We start from the raw sequence: 21473 nt of genomic DNA on the forward strand, positions 1-21473 counted from the left end.
ACGTGGTCATGGCGGCAAAAAAAAATCCCACCCAATGGGTAAGATTTTCTTTAATCGGCACACGGTGAATTTGTGTACCGATTCTGCTCTAGCGTCTGGCTAATAAAAGGCCTAACACTAAGCCTGCAGCCGCGCCTACACCAATGCCTTGCCATGGTTTGTCATGGACGTAATCATCGGCACGATAAACGACTTTTTTCGCACGATAGTAGTAATTGTCGGACGCACTACTGACCCGAGCTTTGACGTCACTTAACGCCCGTTCGGCGCGCTCTTTCAGCTCAATATACTTTTGGTCAGCAGGGTCGCCAGAGGAACGCAGTACTTCTTCGAGCGTATCACTCAGTAAAGATAAATCATCATCAAGACGAGATTCATACGGTTGCATCACTGTTCTCCGTGTTTAAAAAATACTCGTCCGCTAACTATAGACAATACTAATACTTTTCGCTCAGTGATTAACGGTTCGCCATACCAATGTGCGCAATACCGTCTTCATCGTAGATGTCGGTGACAGGTTTAAAACCAAAATGCGCATAAAACGACTGCAAATGCGCCTGCGCGCCTAAATACACCGCTTTTTCCGGCCAATATTGCTGACAGGAAGCCATTGTTTGTTCCATTAATTGATACCCGAGTTTTTCGCCACGGACACTTTTATCGATAATGACACGGCCAATCACCACCGGCTCAAATTCGTTTTCGCTTATCAGGATACGCGCATAAGCCACCAGCTTACCGTCCTGCCAGCCAAAAATATGGCGGTTTTCACCCACCAAATCGTCGCCATCGATGTCCTGATACGGGCAGTTTTGCTCGACCACAAAGACTTCATTGCGCAGTGCCAAAAGTGTGTAGAGATCGGTCACGCTCAGTTCTGAATGGTGTAGATCTTGCCAAATCAACATGTTCTGCCCCTTTGCATTGTTTGAGCGCTTATCTTCACGCATAAAAAAACCGCCAGCAAGTGGCGGTTTTTTTCAATTTCAGCAAACTCAGTAAAAATCACCGGAAGCGGCTTCGGCTTGTGCCATCCACACCGGTTTCTCACTGGTTTTGGACCACACGCGGTGCAGGTAGCTGTAAAAACGGGCGCGATCTTTCCAGAACAGCATCACCGGCAGCGTCAGAACGCCCGCTAAAATAACGAATGCGCGACGCAGGAAAACCTGATGCACAGGATAGTCTTTATATAAAGTCATAGGTTTCTCCCTCTTTATGTGACCGGTAGCAAACACCGGGAAATTAGAACTTGTTATCTGGTGAAAATATTATCGCATTGGCTGAAAGTTTACTACTCCTCCGACCACTTAAAGCCACTTTTTGCCACTTATTTACAATCCTGCCTGTAATTAAGTTACAAGCATGTTAAATAAATACTAACCATTAGTTAATTAATGGCTTTTCTCATTTTTATACTTTTTTTACACCCCACCCTCAGACTTTTACGACATCTTTGCATCCGAAGTTTCACACTCACTGCAATTCCTAATAACTGCCGAGGTGGATTGTGAGTACAGGCGTAATAGCTGGCGTGGTGCTGGTGTTTGTGCTGTTGGGATATTTAATTTATGCCCTGATTAATGCGGAGGCATTCTGATGGCCGCCTCCGGATTTTTATTAATTGCCAGCTTCTTGCTGGTGCTTTTCGCCCTGGCAAAACCGTTGGGCAGCGTACTGGCTCGCTTGATTGAAGGCGAATCTGTGCCCGTGGTCGGGAAAATGGATGCGCTGTGGTGGAAAGTCTTGGGGAGCGACTCCACCAGAGAAATGAACTGGAAGCACTATCTGGGAGCCATACTGTTGTTTAACGTGTTGGGTTTGCTGGTGCTTTTTGTCATCTTAATGACCCAAGGAAACTTGCCCCTCAACCCGCAGCAATTACCCGCCCTCTCCTGGCATCTGGCGCTCAATACAGCAGTCAGTTTTGTCTCCAACACCAATTGGCAGTCATACAGCGGTGAAACCACGCTGAGTTACTTCAGCCAAATGGTGGGTTTGACAGTACAAAACTTCCTGTCAGCGGCAACAGGGATTGCGGTGGTGTTTGCACTGATTCGCGCCTTCTCTCGCCAAAGTGCTAACACCTTAGGCAACGCGTGGGTCGATTTAACCCGCATCACGCTCTACATCTTGTTGCCGATTGCGTTGCTGATTGCGTTGTTCTTTATCAGCCAGGGAACCTTACAGAACATCGCTCCGTATCAACCGTTCACCTCACTGGAAGGTGTACAGCAGGTGTTGCCGATGGGCCCAGTCGCCTCGCAAGAAGCGATCAAAATGTTGGGCACCAATGGCGGTGGTTTCTTTAATGCTAACTCTTCCCACCCGTTTGAGAACCCAACGGCGCTGACCAACTTCGTACAGATGTTGGCGATCTTCTTGATCCCCGCAGCACTGTGTTTCGCTTTTGGTGAAGCCGTCGGGGACCGACGCCAGGGCCGCGCTATTTTATGGGCGATGGCGGTGATTTTTGTTATCTGCGTGGTGGTGGTGATGTGGGCCGAAACTCGCGGTAATACGCATTTCACTCTGCTCGGCGCTGACAGCAACATCAATATGGAAGGTAAAGAGAGCCGTTTTGGCATTCTGGCCACCAGCTTGTTCTCGGTGATTACCACTGCCGCGTCTTGTGGGGCGGTCAACGCAATGCATGACTCCTTTACCGCGCTAGGCGGCATGATCCCAATGTGGCTGATGCAGATTGGTGAAGTGGTGTTCGGCGGCGTCGGCTCTGGGCTGTACGGCATGTTGCTGTTCGTTCTGCTGACGGTATTTATCGCCGGATTGATGATTGGCCGCACGCCGGAATATCTGGGTAAAAAAATCGACGTGGCAGAGATGAAAATGACCGCGATGGCGATTCTGGTGACGCCAACGCTGGTGCTGCTCGGCACTGCGCTGGCGATGATGACCGATGCGGGTCGTGCAGGGATTTTCAATCCTGGCATTCATGGTTTTAGCGAAGTGCTCTACGCGGTTTCTTCTGCCGCAAACAACAACGGTAGTGCATTTGCCGGGTTAAGCGCCAATACCCCTTTCTGGAACATTCTTCTGGCTGTGTGCATGTGGTTTGGTCGCTTCGCCGTGATTGTGCCCGTGATGGCAATTGCCGGTTCGCTGGTCACCAAAAAATCACAGTCAGCAGGCGTCGGCACTTTACCGACTCACGGCCCGCTGTTTATCGGTTTGCTGATTGGCACCGTGTTGTTAGTGGGTGCACTGACCTTTATTCCCGCCCTCGCATTAGGCCCGGTTGCGGAACACCTTTCCTTAGTGAATTTGTGATTAAGAGGCTTCCATGAGTCGCAAGCAACAGGCGCTATTTGAACCATCGCTGATTCGTCAGGCGCTAATTGATTCCTTTAAAAAACTGGCGCCACAAGTGCAGTGGCGTAACCCGGTGATGTTTATCGTTTGGGTTGGTAGCGTGATGACCACCGTTCTGGCAATCGCCATGTTCAGTGGGAAACTTCAGGGTGACGCACCGTTTACTGCCGCGATCAGCGTCTGGCTGTGGTTTACCGTGCTGTTTGCCAACTTCGCCGAAGCACTGGCGGAAGGCCGCAGTAAAGCACAGGCCAATAGTCTGAAAGGGGTGAAGAAAACCAGTTGGGCTCGCAAATTGCGCGCGCCACAACACGATGCCCCAATGGATCACGTCCCTGCCGCTGACTTGCGTAAAGGCGACATCGTGCTGGTTGAAGCGGGCGATATTATCCCGTGCGATGGTGAAGTGCTGGAAGGCGGCGCGTCGGTAGATGAAAGTGCAATTACTGGCGAGTCAGCACCGGTTATCCGCGAGTCCGGCGGCGACTTCGCCTCGGTCACGGGCGGGACGCGCATTCTTTCCGACTGGCTGGTCATTCAGTGCAGCGTGAACCCTGGTGAAACCTTCCTCGACCGTATGATTGCCATGGTGGAAAGCGCGCAACGCCGCAAAACGCCAAACGAAATCGCGCTGACGATTTTACTGGTGGCGCTGACGATTGTCTTTTTACTGGCAACCGCAACGCTTTGGCCGTTCTCGCAGTATGGCGGCGTGGCGGTCAGTGTCACAGTGCTGATTGCACTGCTGGTCTGTTTGATTCCAACCACCATCGGCGGGTTACTTTCCGCGATTGGTGTCGCCGGGATGAGCCGTATGCTGGGCGCAAACGTCATTGCCACCAGCGGGCGTGCTGTCGAAGCCGCAGGTGATGTTGATGTGTTGCTGTTGGATAAAACCGGCACCATCACACTGGGTAATCGCCAGGCTTCTGAATTTTTACCCGCTCCGGGGATTGAAGAAAAAACCCTGGCCGACGCAGCACAGCTTTCATCACTTGCCGATGAAACGCCGGAAGGCCGCAGCATCGTGGTGCTGGCAAAACAGCGCTTTAACCTGCGCGAGCGCGATGTGCAAAACTTGCATGCCACCTTCGTGCCGTTCACCGCGCAAACGCGGATGAGCGGTATCAACATTCAGGACCGCATGATTCGCAAAGGTTCGGTTGATGCCATTCGTCGCCACGTGGAAGCCAACGGCGGCCATTTCCCTCCACAGATTGATACGCTGGTCGAAGGTGTTGCCCGCACGGGCGGAACGCCGCTGGTGGTGGCTGAAGGCGCAAATGTGCTCGGTGTTATCGCGCTGAAAGATATCGTCAAAGGCGGCATCAAGGAACGTTTCGCTCAACTGCGCCAGATGGGCATTAAAACCGTCATGATCACGGGTGATAACCGTCTGACGGCTGCGGCGATTGCTGCGGAAGCCGGTGTGGATGATTTCCTGTCAGAAGCGACTCCAGAAGCCAAACTGGCGCTGATTCGCCAATATCAGGCCGAAGGTCGTTTAGTCGCGATGACCGGCGACGGTACCAACGATGCGCCAGCCCTGGCACAAGCGGATGTGGCGGTTGCCATGAACTCCGGTACGCAGGCGGCGAAAGAAGCCGGCAACATGGTGGACCTGGATTCCAACCCCACCAAGCTGATTGAAGTGGTGCACATCGGTAAACAGATGCTGATGACCCGGGGTTCGCTGACCACTTTCAGTATTGCCAACGACGTGGCGAAGTATTTCGCGATTATCCCCGCCGCGTTCGCCGCCACTTATCCGCAGCTCAACGCGCTGAACGTGATGCATCTGCACTCACCTGCATCCGCGATTTTAAGCGCGGTGATTTTTAACGCGTTGATCATCATCTTTTTGATTCCGCTGGCCTTGCGCGGTGTGAGCTACAAACCGCTAAGCGCCGCAGCCATGTTACGTCGCAATCTCTGGATTTACGGTCTGGGCGGTTTAATCGTGCCGTTTATTGGTATCAAAGCTATCGATTTGATACTGACCATTTTGGGCCTGGTTTAAGGGGAAAAAAATGACTACCTTACGTCCCGCTATACTGTTACTGATTCTGCTCACCCTGATTACTGGTGGACTTTACCCGTTGCTGACCACACTTTTAGGCCAGTGGTGGTTCCCGGCGCAAGCCAACGGCTCATTAATCCTTGATACCAACGTGGTACGAGGTTCAAGTCTGATTGGACAAAATTTTACCCAGCCAACGTATTTGCAAGGCCGCCCTTCTGCTACGGCAGAAACTCCCTATAATCCCATGGCCTCTGGCGGTAGTAATCTTGCGGGCAGTAACCCCGAGCTCGACAAAGTGATTACCGAGCGTGTCGCGGCGTTACGCGCCGCGAATCCGCAGGCGAACCCGGCAGTTCCCGTTGATTTGATAACGGCTTCGGCCAGCGGTCTGGACGGGCAGATCTCTCCAGAAGCGGCAGCCTGGCAGATTCCACGAATTGCCAAAGCGCGCCATTTACCCGTGGAACAAGTCACGCGTCTGGTGGCGGAAAATACCACGCAGCCGCTGGTTGGTTTCATCGGTAAACCGGTGGTGAATGTGTTATTGGTTAACCGGGCGTTGGATGACTTACAAAGTCACCCAATACCCTAAATAATTCGAGTTTTGGGTAGGCGGCCAGGGAGCAAATCCCCAGGAGCTTACTAAAGTAAGTGACTGGGGTTTGTGAGTGCAGCCAACACCCCCACAACTTGAAGTATGACGGGTATAAAGGAATAGAGATGACAGAAGAACCCCTGCGCCCCGATCCAGATAAACTGCTGGAACAGGTTGGTCGCCCCCCGCGCGGTAAGCTGAAAATATTCTTCGGTGCATGTGCTGGCGTGGGGAAAACCTACGCCATGTTGCAAGAAGCGCAGCGGCTACGGGCGCAAGGTCTGGATATCCTGATTGGCGTGGTGGAAACTCATGGCCGCAAAGAGACCTCCGCACTGCTGAACGGGCTGGCTATCCAGCCCGCAAAACGTATGCACCACCGTGGGCGCTGGGTGCAGGAGTTCGATCTCGACGCGGCACTTGCGCGTAATCCTGCGCTGATCCTGATGGATGAACTGGCGCACAGCAACGCGCCTGGTTCGCGCCACCCCAAGCGCTGGCAGGATGTGGAAGAGTTGCTGGATGCCGGGATCGACGTCTTTACCACCGTCAATGTGCAGCATCTTGAAAGCCTGAATGACATCGTCGGCGGCGTCACGGGTATACAGGTACGCGAAACGGTGCCCGACCCTATTTTTGATGCCGCCGATGAAATCGTGTTGGTCGACCTCCCCCCTGACGATTTACGCCAGCGCCTGCATGAAGGCAAAGTGTATATCTCCGGCCAGGCCGAACGCGCCATCGAGCACTTTTTCCGCAAAGGAAATTTGATTGCCCTGCGCGAACTAGCGCTGCGCCGCACCGCCGACCGCGTTGACGACCAAATGCGGGCCTGGCGCGACAGCCAGGGACAGGAAAAGGTCTGGCATACGCGCGACGCCATTTTACTGTGTATCGGCCATAGTTCTGGCAATGAAAAACTGGTGCGCACAGCTGCACGGCTCGCTGCAAAATTGGGCAGCGCCTGGCATGCTGTGTATGTCGAAACGCCACAACTTCACCGCTTACCGGAACATCAACGTCGCGCTATTCTCAGCGCATTGCGACTGGCTCAAGAATTGGGCGCAGAAACAGCCACGCTTGCCGATCCCGCTGAAGATAAAGCCGTTTTACGCTACGCCCGTGAACATAACCTCGGGAAAATTATTATTGGCCGGAGGACGACACGACGTTGGTGGAGCCGAGAATCTTTTTCTGACCGGCTTGCTCGCCGTGCGCCAGACCTTGATTTAGTGATTGTCGCACTGGACGACAAACCGTCTGTTACTTCACCTTCGACGCCGGACATGCGCAGTTTCACGGAGAAGTGGCGCGTACAAATGCGCGGATGCGCTGTCGCGATTGCGCTTTGCGCCCTGACCACGTTTATCGCAAACCAGTGGTTAATGGCGTTCGACGCCGCAAACCTGGTAATGCTCTATCTGCTCGGCGTCGTCATTGTGGCGCTGTTTTATGGTCGCTGGCCTTCGGTGCTGGCGACAGTGATAAGCGTACTCAGTTTTGATCTGTTTTTTATTGCGCCACACGGCACGCTGGCCGTCTCTGATATCCAGTATTTGTTAACCTTCGCCGTGATGCTCACCGTTGGCCTGGTTATTGGTAATCTCACCGCTGGCGTGCGTTATCAGGCGCGGATTGCTCGTTATCGCGAGCAACGCACTCGTCACTTGTATGAGATGTCGAAAGCCCTCGCCGCTGAACGCACTCCGCAGGATATCGCGGCCACCAGCGAGCTGTTCATTAATAACAGTTTCCATGCCCGCGCCCAGCTATTGTTACCTAACGCGCAGGGTGTGTTAGAGCGAGTTAATTCGCAAGGTGAGCCGCAAAACTGGGATGAAGCCATTGCCCGCTGGAGCTTTGATAAAGGCCAACCCGCCGGTGCAGGCACCGATACGCTGCCAGGTGTGCCCTATCAAATCCTGCCTCTCAAAACGCCGGAAAAAACCCTTGGGTTGCTGATTGTCGAGCCGAGTAATTTGCGCCAGTTGATGATTCCCGAACAACAGCGCTTGTTGGAAACGTTCACGCTGTTGGCGGCCACGGCTCTGGAGCGGTTATTGCTGACCGCAAGTGAAGAGCAAGCCCGGTTATCCAGTGAACGCGAGCAAGTGCGTAACTCGTTGCTTGCGGCGCTGTCTCATGATTTGCGAACCCCGCTGACCGTGCTGTTTGGCCAGGCAGAAATATTAACGCTGGATTTGGCTTCTGAAGGGTCGAAACACGCTCCACAAGCCAACGACATTCGCCAGCATGTTCTCAATACCACGCGCCTGGTGAACAATTTACTGGATATGGCGCGTATTCAGTCCGGTGGTTTTAATCTGCGTAAAGAATGGCTAACCCTTGAAGAAGTGGTCGGTAGCGCATTGAAGATGCTGGAACCGAGCCTCGGCGGGCGGCATATTGCGCTGGCGCTGCCCGACCCACTGATGCTGATTCATGTTGATGGCCCGCTGTTTGAACGTGTGTTGATCAATTTGCTGGAAAATGCCGTGAAATATGCAGGGTTCCAGTCAAACATTGGCATTCGTGCGCAAGCATTGACTGATAAACTGGATCTTGAAGTCTGGGACGATGGTCCGGGAATTCCGGCTGGCAAAGAGCAACTCATTTTTGATAAGTTTTCCCGGGGCAATAAAGAATCGGCCATTCCGGGTGTTGGCCTGGGTCTGGCAATTTGCCAGGCGATCATCGAAGTTCACGACGGGAAGATTTTTGCCGTGAATCGCCCGGAAGGTGGCGCAAGTTTTCATGTTATTTTACCTCTACCACCATCACCTGAGCTGGCTGAGATGAACGAGGCGTTGTGATATCAGTACTGATTGTTGAAGATGAAAAAGAGATCCGCCGCTTCTTGCGTACTGCGCTGGAGGCTGAATCATTACGCGTTCATGAAGCCGAAACATTGCAACGTGGCTTGCTGGAAGCGGCCACGCGTAAACCTGATTTAGTGATCCTCGACCTCGGTTTACCTGACGGTGATGGCATTGATTTTATTCGCGATTTCCGCCAGTGGAGCCAAACACCGATTGTGGTGCTCTCCGCACGTAGCGATGAGCAAGTAAAGATAGATGCGCTGGATGCGGGTGCTGACGATTATCTCAGCAAACCGTTTGGGATTGGTGAGCTACAGGCGCGTCTACGCGTCGTCTTGCGTCGCCATGCTAGCCTCGCGCAACCCGATCCTGTTTATCAGTTTTCAAACATCACCGTTGACCTTGCCACCCGTCGCATCACGCGGGATGGGGCTGAAATCCATCTCACACCGATTGAGTTCCGCTTGCTCGCAACCCTTATCAATAATCACGGAAAAGTGCTGACCCAACGCCAGTTACTCAGCCAGGTTTGGGGGCCCAATGCCGTGGAGCACAGCCACTATCTGCGCATTTATATGGGGCATTTACGCCAGAAACTGGAGACAGATCCGGCGCGACCAAGCCATCTGCTTACCGAAACCGGAATCGGCTACCGTTTTATGCTTTGAATACATGTTTGCCGGTAGATTCAGAGGGAGAGTTCTATGAGCGCTTGGTTGATTTATGCATTACTTTCAGCGGCGACAGCGGCTTTAGTCGCCATTTTCGGCAAAATTGGCTTGCAGCATTTAGACGCAAATACCGCTACAGCGATTCGCGCCGTCGTTATGGCAGCATTTCTGGTTGGCGTGGTGGTCGTACAAGGGAAACTCAATCTTATCGGTACGGTACTGGCGGATAAAAAAGCACTGTTTTTTATATTGCTCAGCGGTATTGCAGGTGCATTATCCTGGCTGTTTTATTTTATGGCGATTAAGAACGGTGATGTTTCCCGCGTAGCTCCCATCGATAAACTCAGCGTAGTGTTCGCCGTAATACTTGCGGTGATTTTATTCGGTGAGAAACTTTCTCTGGTAGCAGGGATTGGCGTGGTGTTGATATCTTGCGGGGCGCTAATGGTGGCACTTGGCTAACTAACAAAAGGCGCCTTGCGGCGCCCTTTTCAAATCAATTTCTTACTTCGCGTTTTTCAGCACTTCGCTGACAATCTCTACCGCTTCTTTCTCAATTTGCAGGCGATGTTCAGCGCCTAAGAAACTTTCACAGTAAATTTTGTATGCATCTTCCGTACCGGAAGGGCGTGCAGCAAACCAGCCGTTGTCAGTCATGACTTTAAGGCCACCGATAGAAGCCCCGTTGCCAGGTGCTGCCGTTAAACGCGCGGTAATCGGGTCGCCCGCCAATGTGCTGGCGCTCACCATTTCTGGAGAGAGTTTGGACAATGCAGCTTTCTGCGCAGATGTCGCGGAAGCTTGCAGACGGTTGTAGCTTGGCGCACCGAAACGGGCAGCCAGTTCATCATAATGCTGTTGCGGGTTCTTACCCGTAACGGCGGTAATTTCCGCTGCCAGCAAGCACATGATGATGCCGTCTTTATCCGTTGACCACGGCGTGCCGTCGAAACGCAGGAAAGATGCCCCAGCACTTTCTTCGCCACCAAAACCGAAGCTGCCATCGAACAGGCCGTCAACAAACCATTTGAAGCCCACCGGTACTTCTACTAGTTTACGACCCAAATCGTTGACCACGCGGTCAATCATTGCCGATGACACCAGAGTTTTACCGACTGCAACATCTTTGCCCCACTGTGGGCGATGCTGGAACAGGTAGTTAATGGCGACGGCCAGGTAATGGTTCGGGTTCATCAGGCCTGCTGGCGTGACGATACCGTGGCGGTCGTAATCCGGGTCATTGGCGAATGCCAGATCGAATTTGTCACGCAGCGCCAGCAAACCTTCCATTGCGCACTCAGACGAGCAATCCATACGGATAGCACCGTCTTTATCCAGATGCATGAAGCGGAAAGTTTGATCTACATGATCGTTAACAATCGTCAGATCGAGATTGTAGTGTTTCGCGATACGCTGCCAGTATTCGATACCGGAACCACCGAGCGGATCAACGCCCAGTTTGAGGCCAGCCTTCTGGATAGCAGCCATATCGACGATATCCACCAGCCCTTCGATAAACGGCTGTACCAGATCTTGTTCCTGCACATGCCCACTGGCCCATGCCTGATCAAGAGAAAGGCGCTTCACGTCTTTCAAACCCGCAGCCATCAATGCGTTAGCACGATCTTCAACCACTTTGGTGACGTTGGTATCAGCCGGGCCACCGTTTGGCGGATTGTATTTGATACCGCCATCGTCTGGTGGGTTGTGCGAAGGGGTGATGACGATACCGTCTGCCTGCGCGCCACCGTTTTTGTTATGCGTCAGAATGGCATGCGAGATTGCAGGCGTAGGCGTGTAGCCGTTTGCCTGCTGCACAATGACGTTCACACCGTTCGCAGCCAACACTTCCAGAACTGAAATAAACGCAGGTTCAGACAACGCATGGGTATCTTTACCAACGTAGCACGGGCCGGTAATGCCATTTTTTGCACGATCTTCGGCAATCGCCTGGGCAATGGCCAAAATGTGAGGTTCGTTGAAGCTATGACGTGCCGCACTACCACGGTGACCGGAGGTTCCGAACTTCACCGCGTGTTCGCTATTCCCTGGTTCCGGCTTCAGCACATAATACTGGGCCGTCAATTGGGCTACGTTAATCAAGTCGCTCTGTTGTGCCGGTTGTCCTGCACGAGGGTGGTTAGCCATTGGCCTTTCCTTCTGACGCGAGGTGTTAGATTGTGCCGCAAACCTTTTCAATCAATTCCGCCGGGAACTGCATTGATTGCATGATGTGTTCGATCATGCTGCATTTACGGCCCGTATTGGTGTTGGTAATAACCCAGTATGGCGTGCCTGGAACATGTTTTGGTTTGGTCTGGTTGCCATTTTGCAATAGCGTTTGCTCGTTACCAGCAAAATAGACCCTCGTACGACCATGCAGCGACTCAGTCGCTTCACCAAAGGCATGTGCATCAAGGGTATACAGAGTAGAAAGCACCATCATGAAACGATTGACGGCTTTCTTCTGCTCTGCGTATTCATCGGAAAGCAGCAACTCACGTACCGCACGGACGCGATCGCGTGCTTTGTTTACGGGTTTGGCTTCCAGAGTTGCAGCAACGGGTGCTGTTTGGCCGGTAGTTGCTGGGGTAGCAGGAGTTTGACCGGCGGTAAATTTCAGCATGCGCCGTAAAATGTCGGACGCGCTTTCACCAATGTGCTGCGTGTGGCTGGCAATATAGCGATAGAGCTCGTCATCAACTTCAATTGTTTTCATCTTAATCCAGTGCGATATCTTTTCTGAATACAAGTTGTTGGGATTATAAGTTCAAATCCCAACCTCGGGTAGCGCCAAACTTTTGTCACACCACAAAGTCAGATTAAACTGGAAATTTGCGGCACAGCGGCAGGATGCCGTTATGATACCCTAACCTCACGAAGTAAAAAAAAAGAACTTTGCCATGAAATTGAATGCTCGCCTGCAAACTGCGCAACAATCGACTAGTAATTCCCCCATCGTCCTGATCCACGGTCTTTTTGGTAGCCTTGATAATCTGGGGGTACTGGCCCGCGATCTTGGACAAGAGCACACCTTGCTGCAAATTGATCTTCGCAATCACGGATTATCCCCACGCAGCCCTGAGATGAACTATGCCGCGATGGCGCAAGATGTGGTGGAAACGCTCGATGAATATGGTTTTGATAAAGCCATTATTATTGGCCATTCCATGGGTGGTAAAGTGGCGATGGCGTTAACCGCAATTGCCCCTGAACGCATCGAAAAATTAGTGCTGATTGATATCGCGCCTGTGGATTACCACGTCCGCCGCCATGATGAAATTTTCGCGGCAATTAATGCCGTCACTGATGCAGAAGCGAAAACTCGTCAACAGGCCGCAGCGGTAATGCGCGAACATATAGATGAAGAAGGCGTGATTCAGTTTTTGCTGAAGTCCTTTGCTGACGGTGAATGGAAATTCAATGTGCCAGTGTTGTGGGAACAATACGAAAATATTGTCGGCTGGCAAACTATCCCAACATGGAATGAACCGGCATTGTTTATCCGGGGCGGCGCGTCTCCTTATGTTGACGAATCGCACCGCGAAACACTGCTTGCACAGTTTCCGCAGGCACGCGCTCATGTGGTTGCCGGTGCCGGGCACTGGGTTCATGCCGAAAAACCTGATGCTGTTTTGCGCGCAATCCATCGTTTTATCGACGGAACAGCAGCAAACTGATTAAAAACAAACCGACTGGCCGTTAGATGCGGCTAACGCGTTGGCGCGCAAGCCATGCTGATGTATGATTGCGCGCTAAAATGCGCCAGAGCACCCCGCTCCGTGCCACCTGAATTCCCTGTCAGTAGTCTAATCATGGCAAAAGAACAAACGGACCGTACTACATTAGATCTGTTCGCGGACGAGCGTCGCCCCGGGCGACCAAAAACTAATCCGCTCACGCGTGATGAGCAACTGCGTATCAACAAACGCAACCAGCTCAAGCGCGATAAAGTACGCGGCCTTAAGCGAGTGGAGTTAAAGCTCAATAACGATGCAGTAGATGCACTTAATCATCTGGCTGAAGCGCGCAATATCAGTCGTAGTGAGTTGATTGAAGAGATTTTACTCGCACAATTGAAGCAGCATCTCAGTTAATTTTTATGCTGTAGCCCAGAATGTGATGTTGCAGTCTGTGCACATCAGGGTGATAGCAATTTCCGCAGCGCTTTGTGTTCTGCTATGATTGCCCTATCTGTGGCCGAATAGCAGCCACCATACCATTAAGTTTCAAGAGGTTATTTTACTCATGGCAATCGTAGGCATTTTTTTCGGCAGCGACACTGGTAACACCGAAAATATCGCAAAGATGATTCAAAAACAGCTCGGTAAAGACGTTGCTGAGGTGCATGACATTGCTAAGAGCAGCAAAGAAGACCTGGAAGGCTTCGATATCCTGCTTCTCGGCATTCCAACGTGGTATTACGGTGAAGCGCAATGCGACTGGGATGATTTCTTCCCGACGTTGGAAGAAGTTGATTTCAATGGCAAATTGGTCGCCCTTTTCGGCTGTGGCGACCAGGAAGACTACGCAGAATACTTCTGTGACGCGTTAGGGACTATCCGCGATATTATTGAACCGCGCGGTGCTGCTATCGTGGGTCACTGGCCAACTGCCGGTTACCATTTTGAAGCGTCTAAAGGTCTTGCTGACGACAATCACTTCGTAGGCCTGGCTATTGATGAAGATCGCCAACCTGAACTGACTGCACAACGCGTTCAACAATGGGTCAAACAGGTTTCTGAAGAACTGAACCTGGCTGATATCCTCAACGCTTGATGCTCGGTGTGACGCAGCGACCTGGCTGCGTCACATTGATAGATTATTCCGATTAAAATAATCGCTACAAATTTTTAACTTTTCAGTTTGTCCCTGTACAATGACCTCCTGACTAAATAGCTAACAAGGCAAATAAATCGCGACTCAGCCGCCATTTTTTAGCTTGATTATGCATAATACTTGCGGTTCCCATTTAGAATTGACAGTTCTATAATGAGACGCATTCATCTTAACGCTCACCCTGAGTCCGAGCGATCCGTTAAGCAACAGGACAATTTCCGCATGACTGACAATAATACCGCATTAAAGAAGGCCGGCCTGAAAGTCACGCTTCCACGATTAAAAATCCTTGAAGTGTTGCAGGGTCCGGTGAACCACCACGTCAGTGCGGAAGACTTATATAAACGTCTGATTGATATGGGCGAAGAGATTGGTCTCGCCACAGTTTATCGTGTACTAAACCAGTTTGATGATGCAGGCATTGTCACTCGTCATAATTTCGAAGGCGGCAAATCCGTATTCGAGCTGACACAACAGCATCACCACGACCATTTGATTTGCCTGGACTGCGGTAAAGTTATTGAATTTAGTGATGATTCAATCGAAGCCCGTCAGCGTGAAATCGCATCACGCCATGGCATTCGTCTGACTAACCACAGCCTGTATCTTTATGGTCACTGCGCTGAAGGTGATTGCCGTACCGACGAAAATGCACACGAAATCAGCGAAAAATAATCCGCACATTTGACCACGCTAACCCGGTGGTCAGATATAAAAAAACCGGTGAGGAAGCTCACCGGTTTTTTTATTGGCTGAACGCGACAATTATTTATTGTTAGCGCGAATTTCTTGCCAGATTTTATCGCATTTGGCTTTAACGGCTTGGTCATTACCGGTACGAGTTGCCTGGATGCAGTTCTGGTAATCCAGGGTACGAACGCTCTCTTTTTGTGCGAACTCCTGGTGTTCCTTCTCTTGACTCAACACATTCAAAACGCTTTGGCATGCCTGAATTTTATCAGGATTCCCTTCGGCGGTATTGATACAGGCGCTATAAGCCTGTTTCAGTTTTGAATCTTCTGGTGCTGTTTTAGGCTGTGCGCAGGCGCTCAAACCTAAAGCCATAACCGTAACCAAAATGATTTTTTTCATGTTCGATATCCTTAACAAAACCGGGCGCGTTAACGCCCGGAATCAAATCAGAAAATGGTAAACGGAGCGATGACTATGAACTTAACATCGCGCTCATCCTGGAAGATGTTGCCGTAACCACCGCCCCAGCTTGGGATGTCGGAGTGGTTGTCGTATTGAGTGAAGTGCAGTTTGAACAGGGTGCCCTTCGCACGACCATCCTGAACGGTGTACAACGCATCAAGGCTATACGCAGATTCTTTCAGACGATTGTCGGCATCGTAGTAGCCGTCAGTTGTTGGTTTAGAGCTTGGTTTAGCATCCCATGCGTAAACATAAGAAGCACCCACAGCCCAACCCGCCAGGTTCCAGTTGCTCAGGTCATACATCGCACCTGCGAACACTGATTTTTCACCGTTGGCGTTGAAGTCAGAACGGTTATCCCACCAGATATCCAGACGACCGTTAGAGGAGGCATAAGTAGGAGTCATACGTTGCAGGAAGTAACCCTGCTGGCCGTCTGCCTTAACAATCGTCCCTTCCAGGCGCAGGTCAACCTGGCCAGCCCGATATCCGAAAGTCAATGCCTGCAACCATGCAGTACCGTCATACAGATCGTTGACACTGCCGTCGGAGACTTTGTCACGTGTGCCGTAGAACTGATAGCTGGTTGACAGCGGGCTGCCAGCCACATCAAATTTGTAACTTGCTTTGGTGAAGTACTGATCGACATACCCTTGGGCCTGGCCGAATGCCGCTTCAAGAATCAGATTATTTTTGAAGTCATACTTCGCACCCAACGAGTGTAGATAATCAACATTGGTGTTTTTATCGTTCTGATAGAACTTGTCCATTTCCAGGTGCCATGGAGCTTTGTACTCGTTGGTCCACATGTAGGAGAAGCTCAGCGCACCGGCATCGGCATAATCAAAGTTTGCCCCAGCTTCAGCACCCTGATAAGTACCAGGCATGAAGCTCCAGTGTGGCGCTAACAGCGTTTGACCGGTTGGCTGGATGTAACCTGCACGAGCCCAAACGGGACCGTACTTGAATTTAGCTGCGGCTTTATAAAGACTCACCCCGCTCTTATCGCCGGAGTAATCTTCATCGTAAGCTTTGTTTGAAGAGGAAAATGCGATTTCGTTCGGGTGGCCGCTGTTGCCATTTTCTGCCATTTCGATAGCAGTAAAGGCCGCGAGATCCAGGCCAAACATGTCTGCGGCATAACCAGACTGGAAGTCCAGGTTGGCGTTCCATGTAGCGTGTGCGAGGTTAGTTTCGTATTTATCTGTGGTGACGTCTTTACGGTCACGCTCACGTTGCCAGTAATAAACACCACCGGTCATCGTTGAGTCATCAATAAAACCTGCTGCACTAGCCTGAGGGATGACAACCAGTCCTGAAAGAGCCGTGACACCTGCGATTGCAAGCGCCAGCGCACTACGTTTGCCACTAAACGTACGCATATAAAATTCCTCTTTGACGTATAAATAATCGCCGGACGTTAAAAGACGTCACATCGCGAAAAAAGTAAAAATGCCTAACGGCTAAAGCGGTTATAAAAATTTTCCCGCATTACTGCTCCCCATAAGACTATTTTTCGCGACGCGAATTATCAACGATTTTGTAAGAGTTCATTCCGATATTATGACAGAGAGCACATAATTTATGAGTATTTGTAACAAATGGCGACTCAAGATGTTTATGCTGAATATTGAGATTATTTACAGACAAAGCTCGACATGAGAGCGCTCACATACCAAAACGAAGAATTTATTATGCTCTCAGATTGACCAAAAGAAAGATTATAAGCGGAGGTCTAAATAACATTAATTCGCATCGCGAATATGGAAAAATGGATGCACCGGTGAATATAACGCAAAAAAAAACGCCGCTAATTGCGACGTTTTTATAAGACGATATCTTTTATTCGCCTATTTTAGCCCAGGTATCACGCAACCCAACGGTACGGTTAAATACCAGTTTTTCAGCGGTTGCATAACGGCTATCCAGGCAGAAATATCCTTCGCGCTCGAACTGATACGCTTTGCCTTTTTCTGCGTTTTGCAGGCTCGGCTCCACGAAACCTTGCTTGATAACCAGAGACTCTGGGTTAATCGTTGCAAGGAAATCTTCCGCGCTACCAGGGTTCGCTACGCTGAACAGACGGTCATAAAGACGAATTTCAACAGGTAAAGCGTGTTCTGCGCTGACCCAATGAATAACACCTTTCACTTTACGGCCATCAGCCGGGTCTTTGCTCAATGTGTCCGGATCGTATGAGCAATGCAGCACGGTGATATTCCCTGCTTCATCTTTCTCTACGCGATCGGCTTTAATCACATATGCATTACGCAGACGGACTTCTTTACCCAGCACCAGACGCTTGTATTGCTTATTCGCTTCTTCGCGGAAATCAGCACGGTCAATGTAAATCTCACGGCTGAATGGCACCTGACGGCTACCCATTTCTGGTTTATTCGGATGGTTAGGCATGGTCACCATTTCAACTTCGCCCTGCGGGAAGTTTTCAATGATCACTTTCACCGGATCGAGCACGGCCATCGCACGCGGGGCGTTCTCGTTCAGGTCATCACGAATACAAGATTCCAAAGACGCCATTTCAACGGTGTTGTCTTGTTTGGTCACACCAATACGCTTGCAGAACTCGCGAATAGAAGCAGCCGTGTAACCACGACGACGCAGACCAGAAATGGTCGGCATACGTGGGTCATCCCACCCTTCAACAACCTTCTCAGTCACCAGCAGGTTCAGCTTACGCTTGGACATGATGGAATATTCGAGATTCAGGCGAGAGAACTCGTACTGACGTGGGTGCGCAGGAATCGTGATGTTATCCAGCACCCAGTCGTACAGACGACGGTTGTCCTGGAACTCCAGCGTACACAAGGAGTGCGTGATACCTTCCAGCGCATCGGAAATGCAGTGTGTGAAGTCGTACATCGGGTAGATGCACCACTTGCTGCCGGTCTGGTGATGGTCGGCAAACTTAATGCGATAAATCACCGGATCGCGCATCACGATAAATGGCGAGGCCATGTCGATTTTGGCGCGCAGGCACGCGGTGCCTTCCGCAAACTCACCGTTACGCATTTTCTCGAACAGCGCGAGGTTTTCTTCAACGGTACGATCGCGGAATGGGCTGTTCTTCCCAGGCGAGGTCAATGAGCCGCGATATTCACGGATTTGCTCTGGAGTCAGTTCATCAACATACGCCAGACCTTTATTGATCAGCTCAACCGCATAGTTGAACAGTTGATCGAAATAATCGGAAGAGTAGCGCACATTGCCTGACCAATGAAAACCAAGCCATTCAACATCTTGTTTAATAGATTCTACGTATTCGATGTCTTCTTTTACCGGGTTAGTGTCATCGAAACGCAGGTTGCACTGACCTTGATAATCTTGGGCGATACCAAAGTTCAGGCAGATAGATTTTGCATGACCGATATGCAGATAGCCGTTTGGCTCTGGCGGAAAACGGGTGCAAATGCTGGTGTGCTTACCATTAGCCAAATCTTCATCAATGATCTGGCGAATAAAGTTAGTTGGGCGGGCTTCAGCCTCACTCATCGCGGGTTCCTCAGTGCATAAACTTTCGTTAACGGCATATGATCTAATAAGCAGGCGTCGGAAACAACCTTTAGTTGCATAAATAAGGATGGGTGACTGGCGGGAAGTGATTGAGTAAGTCAGGAAAAGGGCAATAAAAAAGCGGCTGACGAAAAAGTCGCCAGCCGCTGAAGGCACAATCTAAGACTCAGGAGCGATTATTTGCCTTTAATTTCGTACAGAGGAGTCTGCCCCGCAACCACTGAACCTTGTGCCTGGATAACCAGACCGCTGTAGTCATCAATGTTGCTGCAAACCACTGGGCTAATCATGGAGCGAGCATTTGCGTTCAGGAAATCAAGATCCATTTCCAGAATCGGCTGGCCTGCAACCACTTCAGCACCCTCTTCTACCAGACGGGTAAAGCCCTGGCCGTTCAGTGCTACGGTATCAATGCCCATATGGACAACGATCTCAGCACCTTTTTCGGTTTCCAGACAGAACGCGTGGTTGGTATTAAAGATTTTTACGATAGTACCCGCGGCTGGCGCGACAACAGTTTTCTCTGTTGGCTTAATCGCAACACCGTCACCTACCGCTTTACTTGCAAAGGCTTCATCAGGAACCTGCTCAAGCGCAACAACATCACCCGTTACTGGTGAAACCAGTGCGGCGATAGTGACTGCGTTTGGAACAGCCTGTGGTTTTGTCGCAACGGCCGCTGGAGCAACAGCACTAACCGGTGCCGCAGCAGGGACATCACCGACTGTTTTCATTGCGTTAGCAATTTTCTCAGCCACAAAACCGACGATAATTTGCACGCTAGTTTTGTTCAGACGGATAACACCGGTTGCACCCAGACGTTTTGCCAACGCTTCATTAACCAATGAAGAGTCTTTCACGTTCAGACGCAGACGAGTGATACATGCATCAATACCGGTCAAGTTAGCTGAACCGCCTACCGCCGCAACGTACTGACGAGCCAGTTGAGAAACATCTTGATTGGTGTTGCCGCTAACATTCACGTCCTGACCATCAGTTTCATCACCCGCAACCGCCAGTTCACGTCCTGGGGTTAACAGGTTGAACTTGGTGATAGTGAAACGGAACACAACGTAGTAGATAACGAAGAACACGAGGCCTTGTGGGATCAGCATCCACCAATGAGTCGCCAGTGGGTTACGGGAAGAAAGCACCATATCCACCAGACCCGCACTGAAGCCGAAACCGGCAATCCAATGCATGCTGGCTGCGATAAATACAGAGATACCGGTCAGCACTGCGTGAATCACATACAGTACTGGAGCCACGAACATGAAGGAGAATTCCAACGGTTCGGTGATACCAGTAAAGAAGGCAGCAAATGCACCTGCCATCATGATACCCAGTACTTTTGCTTTGTTTTCAGGACGCGCACAGTGGTAAATCGCCAGTGCAGCACCTGGAAGGCCGAACATCATGATTGGGAAGAAGCCAGCCTGATAACGACCAGTAATACCGACAATACCTGTACCTTCAGCGATAGATTTCGCGCCGCCGAGGAATTTAGGAATATCGTTGATACCCGCAACATCAAACCAGAATACAGAGTTCAGAGCATGATGCAGACCGACTGGAATTAACAGACGGTTGAAGAACGCGTAAACACCCGCGCCAATCGAACCCATCTTCTGAATGTGCTCACCAAAGTTCACCAGGCCGCCGAAGACGATTGGCCAGATAAACATCATGATGAATGCAACAGCGATCATGACAAAAGAGGTGATAATCGGCACCAGGCGACGTCCGCTGAAGAATGACAACGCTTTCGGCAACTCAACGCTGCTGAAGCGGTTGTACAACTCTGCGGAAATAATCCCGACCAGAATACCCACGAATTGGTTTTGAATTTTAGAAAACGCGAATGGAACCTGATCCACCGGAATGTGCTTGATCATGGCAACAGCCGCTGGTGAACACAGCGTTGTCAAAACCAGGAAACCGACAAAGCCGGTTAGTGCAGCAGCACCATCTTTATCTTTGGACATACCGTAAGCCACACCAATGGCAAACAGCACCCCCATATTATCAATAATTGCAGCACCAGATTTGATGAACAACGCAGCTAATGCGCTATCACCACCCCAGCTAACCGGGTCAATCCAGTAACCAACACCCATTAATATGGCTGCGGCTGGTAGTGTGGCTACCGGCACCATCAGCGCACGACCAACCTTTTGCATATAACCTAGAATACTCACGTTAATTCCCCCTATGAGACCCCGTTAAGGCTCGTTCAAAGCAGTTTTATTATTGTGTAACAAACCTTGAAAGCATGACGATGATTCGTCAACTTTATGAGTGTGTGAAAAATTAATTCGTATCGCAAATTAAACACCCTTTTTTTGTGATTAAAATCACCAAATATTGTTATTACACTCCCCTCTGGCTAGCTATCGACTAAAACTTATTTTATCATTCGAAAAATCAAGACAGATTGATCCCGTTATGGCCCGTTTGAAACTGGGTTACCCTTAGAGGGGTCGGACAATCAATCTGGCTAAATTTGTTTT

General features: G+C 50.5%; 20 protein-coding genes. 11 read left to right on the plus strand and 9 right to left on the minus strand.

Features of this window, described 5'->3' with window-relative positions:
* Positions 1–88: 88 nt before the first annotated feature.
* The 3 genes from elaB to OH773_RS15475 form a co-directional block, all read right to left on the minus strand.
* Positions 89–388 carry a stress response protein ElaB gene (gene elaB / locus OH773_RS15465; protein WP_183271099.1) on the minus strand — a complete coding sequence of 100 codons (300 nt, stop codon included), beginning with the start codon at positions 386–388 and terminating at the stop codon, positions 89–91.
* Between the two features lie 70 nt (positions 389–458).
* Positions 459–908, minus strand: a complete 450-nt coding sequence (locus OH773_RS15470; RefSeq protein ID WP_270139739.1) for a GNAT family N-acetyltransferase — start codon at positions 906–908, stop codon at positions 459–461.
* An 87-nt stretch (positions 909–995) separates the two neighbouring features.
* A complete protein-coding gene (locus OH773_RS15475; protein ID WP_270139741.1) occupies positions 996–1202 on the minus strand; it encodes a YbfA family protein in 207 nt (68 codons plus the stop codon).
* A gap of 308 nt (positions 1203–1510) precedes the next feature.
* On the opposite strand from OH773_RS15475, the gene kdpF reads away from it, so the two are divergent.
* From kdpF to OH773_RS15510, 7 genes are all read left to right on the plus strand, one after another.
* Positions 1511–1600 carry a K(+)-transporting ATPase subunit F gene (gene kdpF / locus OH773_RS15480; protein WP_183271101.1) on the plus strand — a complete coding sequence of 30 codons (90 nt, stop codon included), beginning with the start codon at positions 1511–1513 and terminating at the stop codon, positions 1598–1600.
* Positions 1600–3288, plus strand: a complete 1689-nt coding sequence (gene kdpA, locus OH773_RS15485; protein ID WP_270139744.1) for a potassium-transporting ATPase subunit KdpA — start codon at positions 1600–1602, stop codon at positions 3286–3288. Before kdpF ends, kdpA begins: the two co-directional genes overlap by 1 nt.
* A 13-nt stretch (positions 3289–3301) precedes the next feature.
* On the plus strand, positions 3302–5350 hold the full coding sequence (gene kdpB, locus OH773_RS15490; RefSeq protein WP_270139746.1) for a potassium-transporting ATPase subunit KdpB: 2049 nt from the start codon (positions 3302–3304) through the stop codon (positions 5348–5350).
* 10 nt (positions 5351–5360) lie between these two features.
* Positions 5361–5945 (plus strand): potassium-transporting ATPase subunit KdpC, encoded by a 585-nt coding sequence (gene kdpC / locus OH773_RS15495; RefSeq protein WP_183271104.1) that lies wholly within the window; start codon positions 5361–5363, stop codon positions 5943–5945.
* Positions 5946–6073: 128 nt separating this feature from the next.
* Positions 6074–8761, plus strand: coding sequence for a two-component system sensor histidine kinase KdpD (kdpD, locus tag OH773_RS15500; RefSeq protein WP_270139749.1), 2688 nt, complete (start codon positions 6074–6076; stop codon positions 8759–8761).
* The gene (gene kdpE, locus OH773_RS15505; RefSeq protein WP_183271106.1) at positions 8758–9435 is read left to right on the plus strand and encodes a two-component system response regulator KdpE; all 678 of its coding nucleotides are present in this window, start codon (positions 8758–8760) and stop codon (positions 9433–9435) included. The genes kdpD and kdpE overlap by 4 nt, the downstream gene beginning before the upstream one ends.
* A gap of 36 nt (positions 9436–9471) precedes the next feature.
* On the plus strand, positions 9472–9900 hold the full coding sequence (locus OH773_RS15510; RefSeq protein ID WP_270139752.1) for an EamA family transporter: 429 nt from the start codon (positions 9472–9474) through the stop codon (positions 9898–9900).
* A 42-nt stretch (positions 9901–9942) separates the two neighbouring features.
* Here the strand turns inward: OH773_RS15510 and pgm are convergent, their stop codons facing one another.
* Together pgm and seqA are read right to left on the minus strand one after the other, a co-directional pair.
* Positions 9943–11586 carry a phosphoglucomutase (alpha-D-glucose-1,6-bisphosphate-dependent) gene (gene pgm, locus OH773_RS15515; protein ID WP_270139754.1) on the minus strand — a complete coding sequence of 548 codons (1644 nt, stop codon included), beginning with the start codon at positions 11584–11586 and terminating at the stop codon, positions 9943–9945.
* Positions 11587–11611: 25 nt separating this feature from the next.
* The gene (gene seqA, locus OH773_RS15520) at positions 11612–12157 is read right to left on the minus strand and encodes a replication initiation negative regulator SeqA (protein WP_270139756.1); all 546 of its coding nucleotides are present in this window, start codon (positions 12155–12157) and stop codon (positions 11612–11614) included.
* 184 nt (positions 12158–12341) lie between these two features.
* Between seqA and ybfF the strand changes: the two genes are divergently transcribed.
* From ybfF to fur, 4 genes are all read left to right on the plus strand, one after another.
* The gene (gene ybfF, locus OH773_RS15525; protein WP_270139758.1) at positions 12342–13118 is read left to right on the plus strand and encodes an esterase; all 777 of its coding nucleotides are present in this window, start codon (positions 12342–12344) and stop codon (positions 13116–13118) included.
* Between the two features lie 135 nt (positions 13119–13253).
* Complete coding sequence (ybfE, locus tag OH773_RS15530; RefSeq protein ID WP_121814107.1) at positions 13254–13535, plus strand: LexA regulated protein; 282 nt, start codon at positions 13254–13256, stop codon at positions 13533–13535.
* Positions 13536–13686: 151 nt separating this feature from the next.
* The gene (gene fldA / locus OH773_RS15535; protein ID WP_183271111.1) at positions 13687–14217 is read left to right on the plus strand and encodes a flavodoxin FldA; all 531 of its coding nucleotides are present in this window, start codon (positions 13687–13689) and stop codon (positions 14215–14217) included.
* Between the two features lie 282 nt (positions 14218–14499).
* Entirely contained in the window at positions 14500–14952 is a 453-nt protein-coding gene (fur, locus tag OH773_RS15540) for a ferric iron uptake transcriptional regulator (RefSeq protein ID WP_034456677.1), read from the plus strand.
* A 90-nt stretch (positions 14953–15042) separates the two neighbouring features.
* On the opposite strand, the gene chiQ is transcribed toward fur, so the two are convergent.
* From chiQ to nagE, 4 genes are all read right to left on the minus strand, one after another.
* The gene (chiQ, locus tag OH773_RS15545) at positions 15043–15369 is read right to left on the minus strand and encodes a ChiQ/YbfN family lipoprotein (RefSeq protein WP_270139763.1); all 327 of its coding nucleotides are present in this window, start codon (positions 15367–15369) and stop codon (positions 15043–15045) included.
* Positions 15370–15416: 47 nt separating this feature from the next.
* Complete coding sequence (gene chiP / locus OH773_RS15550; RefSeq protein ID WP_270139765.1) at positions 15417–16814, minus strand: chitoporin ChiP; 1398 nt, start codon at positions 16812–16814, stop codon at positions 15417–15419.
* 460 nt (positions 16815–17274) lie between these two features.
* The gene (glnS, locus tag OH773_RS15555) at positions 17275–18942 is read right to left on the minus strand and encodes a glutamine--tRNA ligase (RefSeq protein ID WP_270139767.1); all 1668 of its coding nucleotides are present in this window, start codon (positions 18940–18942) and stop codon (positions 17275–17277) included.
* 197 nt (positions 18943–19139) lie between these two features.
* A complete protein-coding gene (gene nagE, locus OH773_RS15560; RefSeq protein WP_183271115.1) occupies positions 19140–21161 on the minus strand; it encodes an N-acetylglucosamine-specific PTS transporter subunit IIBC in 2022 nt (673 codons plus the stop codon).
* Between the last annotated feature and the right edge of the window lie 312 nt (positions 21162–21473).

It is taken from the genome of Buttiauxella sp. WJP83 (assembly GCF_027594725.1).
Classification (GTDB): Bacteria; Pseudomonadota; Gammaproteobacteria; order Enterobacterales; family Enterobacteriaceae; genus Buttiauxella; species Buttiauxella selenatireducens.

Bases quoted from the DNA above. Each gene is read 5' to 3' on its own strand.
- fur (WP_034456677.1), top strand. From the start codon at position 14,500: ATGACTGACAATAATACCGCATTAAAGAAGGCCGGCCTGAAAGTCACG.
- ybfE (WP_121814107.1), top strand. From the start codon at position 13,254: ATGGCAAAAGAACAAACGGACCGTACTACATTAGATCTGTTCGCGGAC.
- pgm (WP_270139754.1), bottom strand. From the start codon at position 11,586: ATGGCTAACCACCCTCGTGCAGGACAACCGGCACAACAGAGCGACTTG.
- kdpD (WP_270139749.1), top strand. From the start codon at position 6,074: ATGACAGAAGAACCCCTGCGCCCCGATCCAGATAAACTGCTGGAACAG.
- chiQ (WP_270139763.1), bottom strand. From the start codon at position 15,369: ATGAAAAAAATCATTTTGGTTACGGTTATGGCTTTAGGTTTGAGCGCC.
- OH773_RS15510 (WP_270139752.1), top strand. From the start codon at position 9,472: ATGAGCGCTTGGTTGATTTATGCATTACTTTCAGCGGCGACAGCGGCT.
- ybfF (WP_270139758.1), top strand. From the start codon at position 12,342: ATGAAATTGAATGCTCGCCTGCAAACTGCGCAACAATCGACTAGTAAT.
- OH773_RS15475 (WP_270139741.1), bottom strand. From the start codon at position 1,202: ATGACTTTATATAAAGACTATCCTGTGCATCAGGTTTTCCTGCGTCGC.
- kdpC (WP_183271104.1), top strand. From the start codon at position 5,361: ATGACTACCTTACGTCCCGCTATACTGTTACTGATTCTGCTCACCCTG.
- fldA (WP_183271111.1), top strand. From the start codon at position 13,687: ATGGCAATCGTAGGCATTTTTTTCGGCAGCGACACTGGTAACACCGAA.
- kdpB (WP_270139746.1), top strand. From the start codon at position 3,302: ATGAGTCGCAAGCAACAGGCGCTATTTGAACCATCGCTGATTCGTCAG.
- seqA (WP_270139756.1), bottom strand. From the start codon at position 12,157: ATGAAAACAATTGAAGTTGATGACGAGCTCTATCGCTATATTGCCAGC.
- OH773_RS15470 (WP_270139739.1), bottom strand. From the start codon at position 908: ATGTTGATTTGGCAAGATCTACACCATTCAGAACTGAGCGTGACCGAT.
- elaB (WP_183271099.1), bottom strand. From the start codon at position 388: ATGCAACCGTATGAATCTCGTCTTGATGATGATTTATCTTTACTGAGT.
- chiP (WP_270139765.1), bottom strand. From the start codon at position 16,814: ATGCGTACGTTTAGTGGCAAACGTAGTGCGCTGGCGCTTGCAATCGCA.
- kdpA (WP_270139744.1), top strand. From the start codon at position 1,600: ATGGCCGCCTCCGGATTTTTATTAATTGCCAGCTTCTTGCTGGTGCTT.
- glnS (WP_270139767.1), bottom strand. From the start codon at position 18,942: ATGAGTGAGGCTGAAGCCCGCCCAACTAACTTTATTCGCCAGATCATT.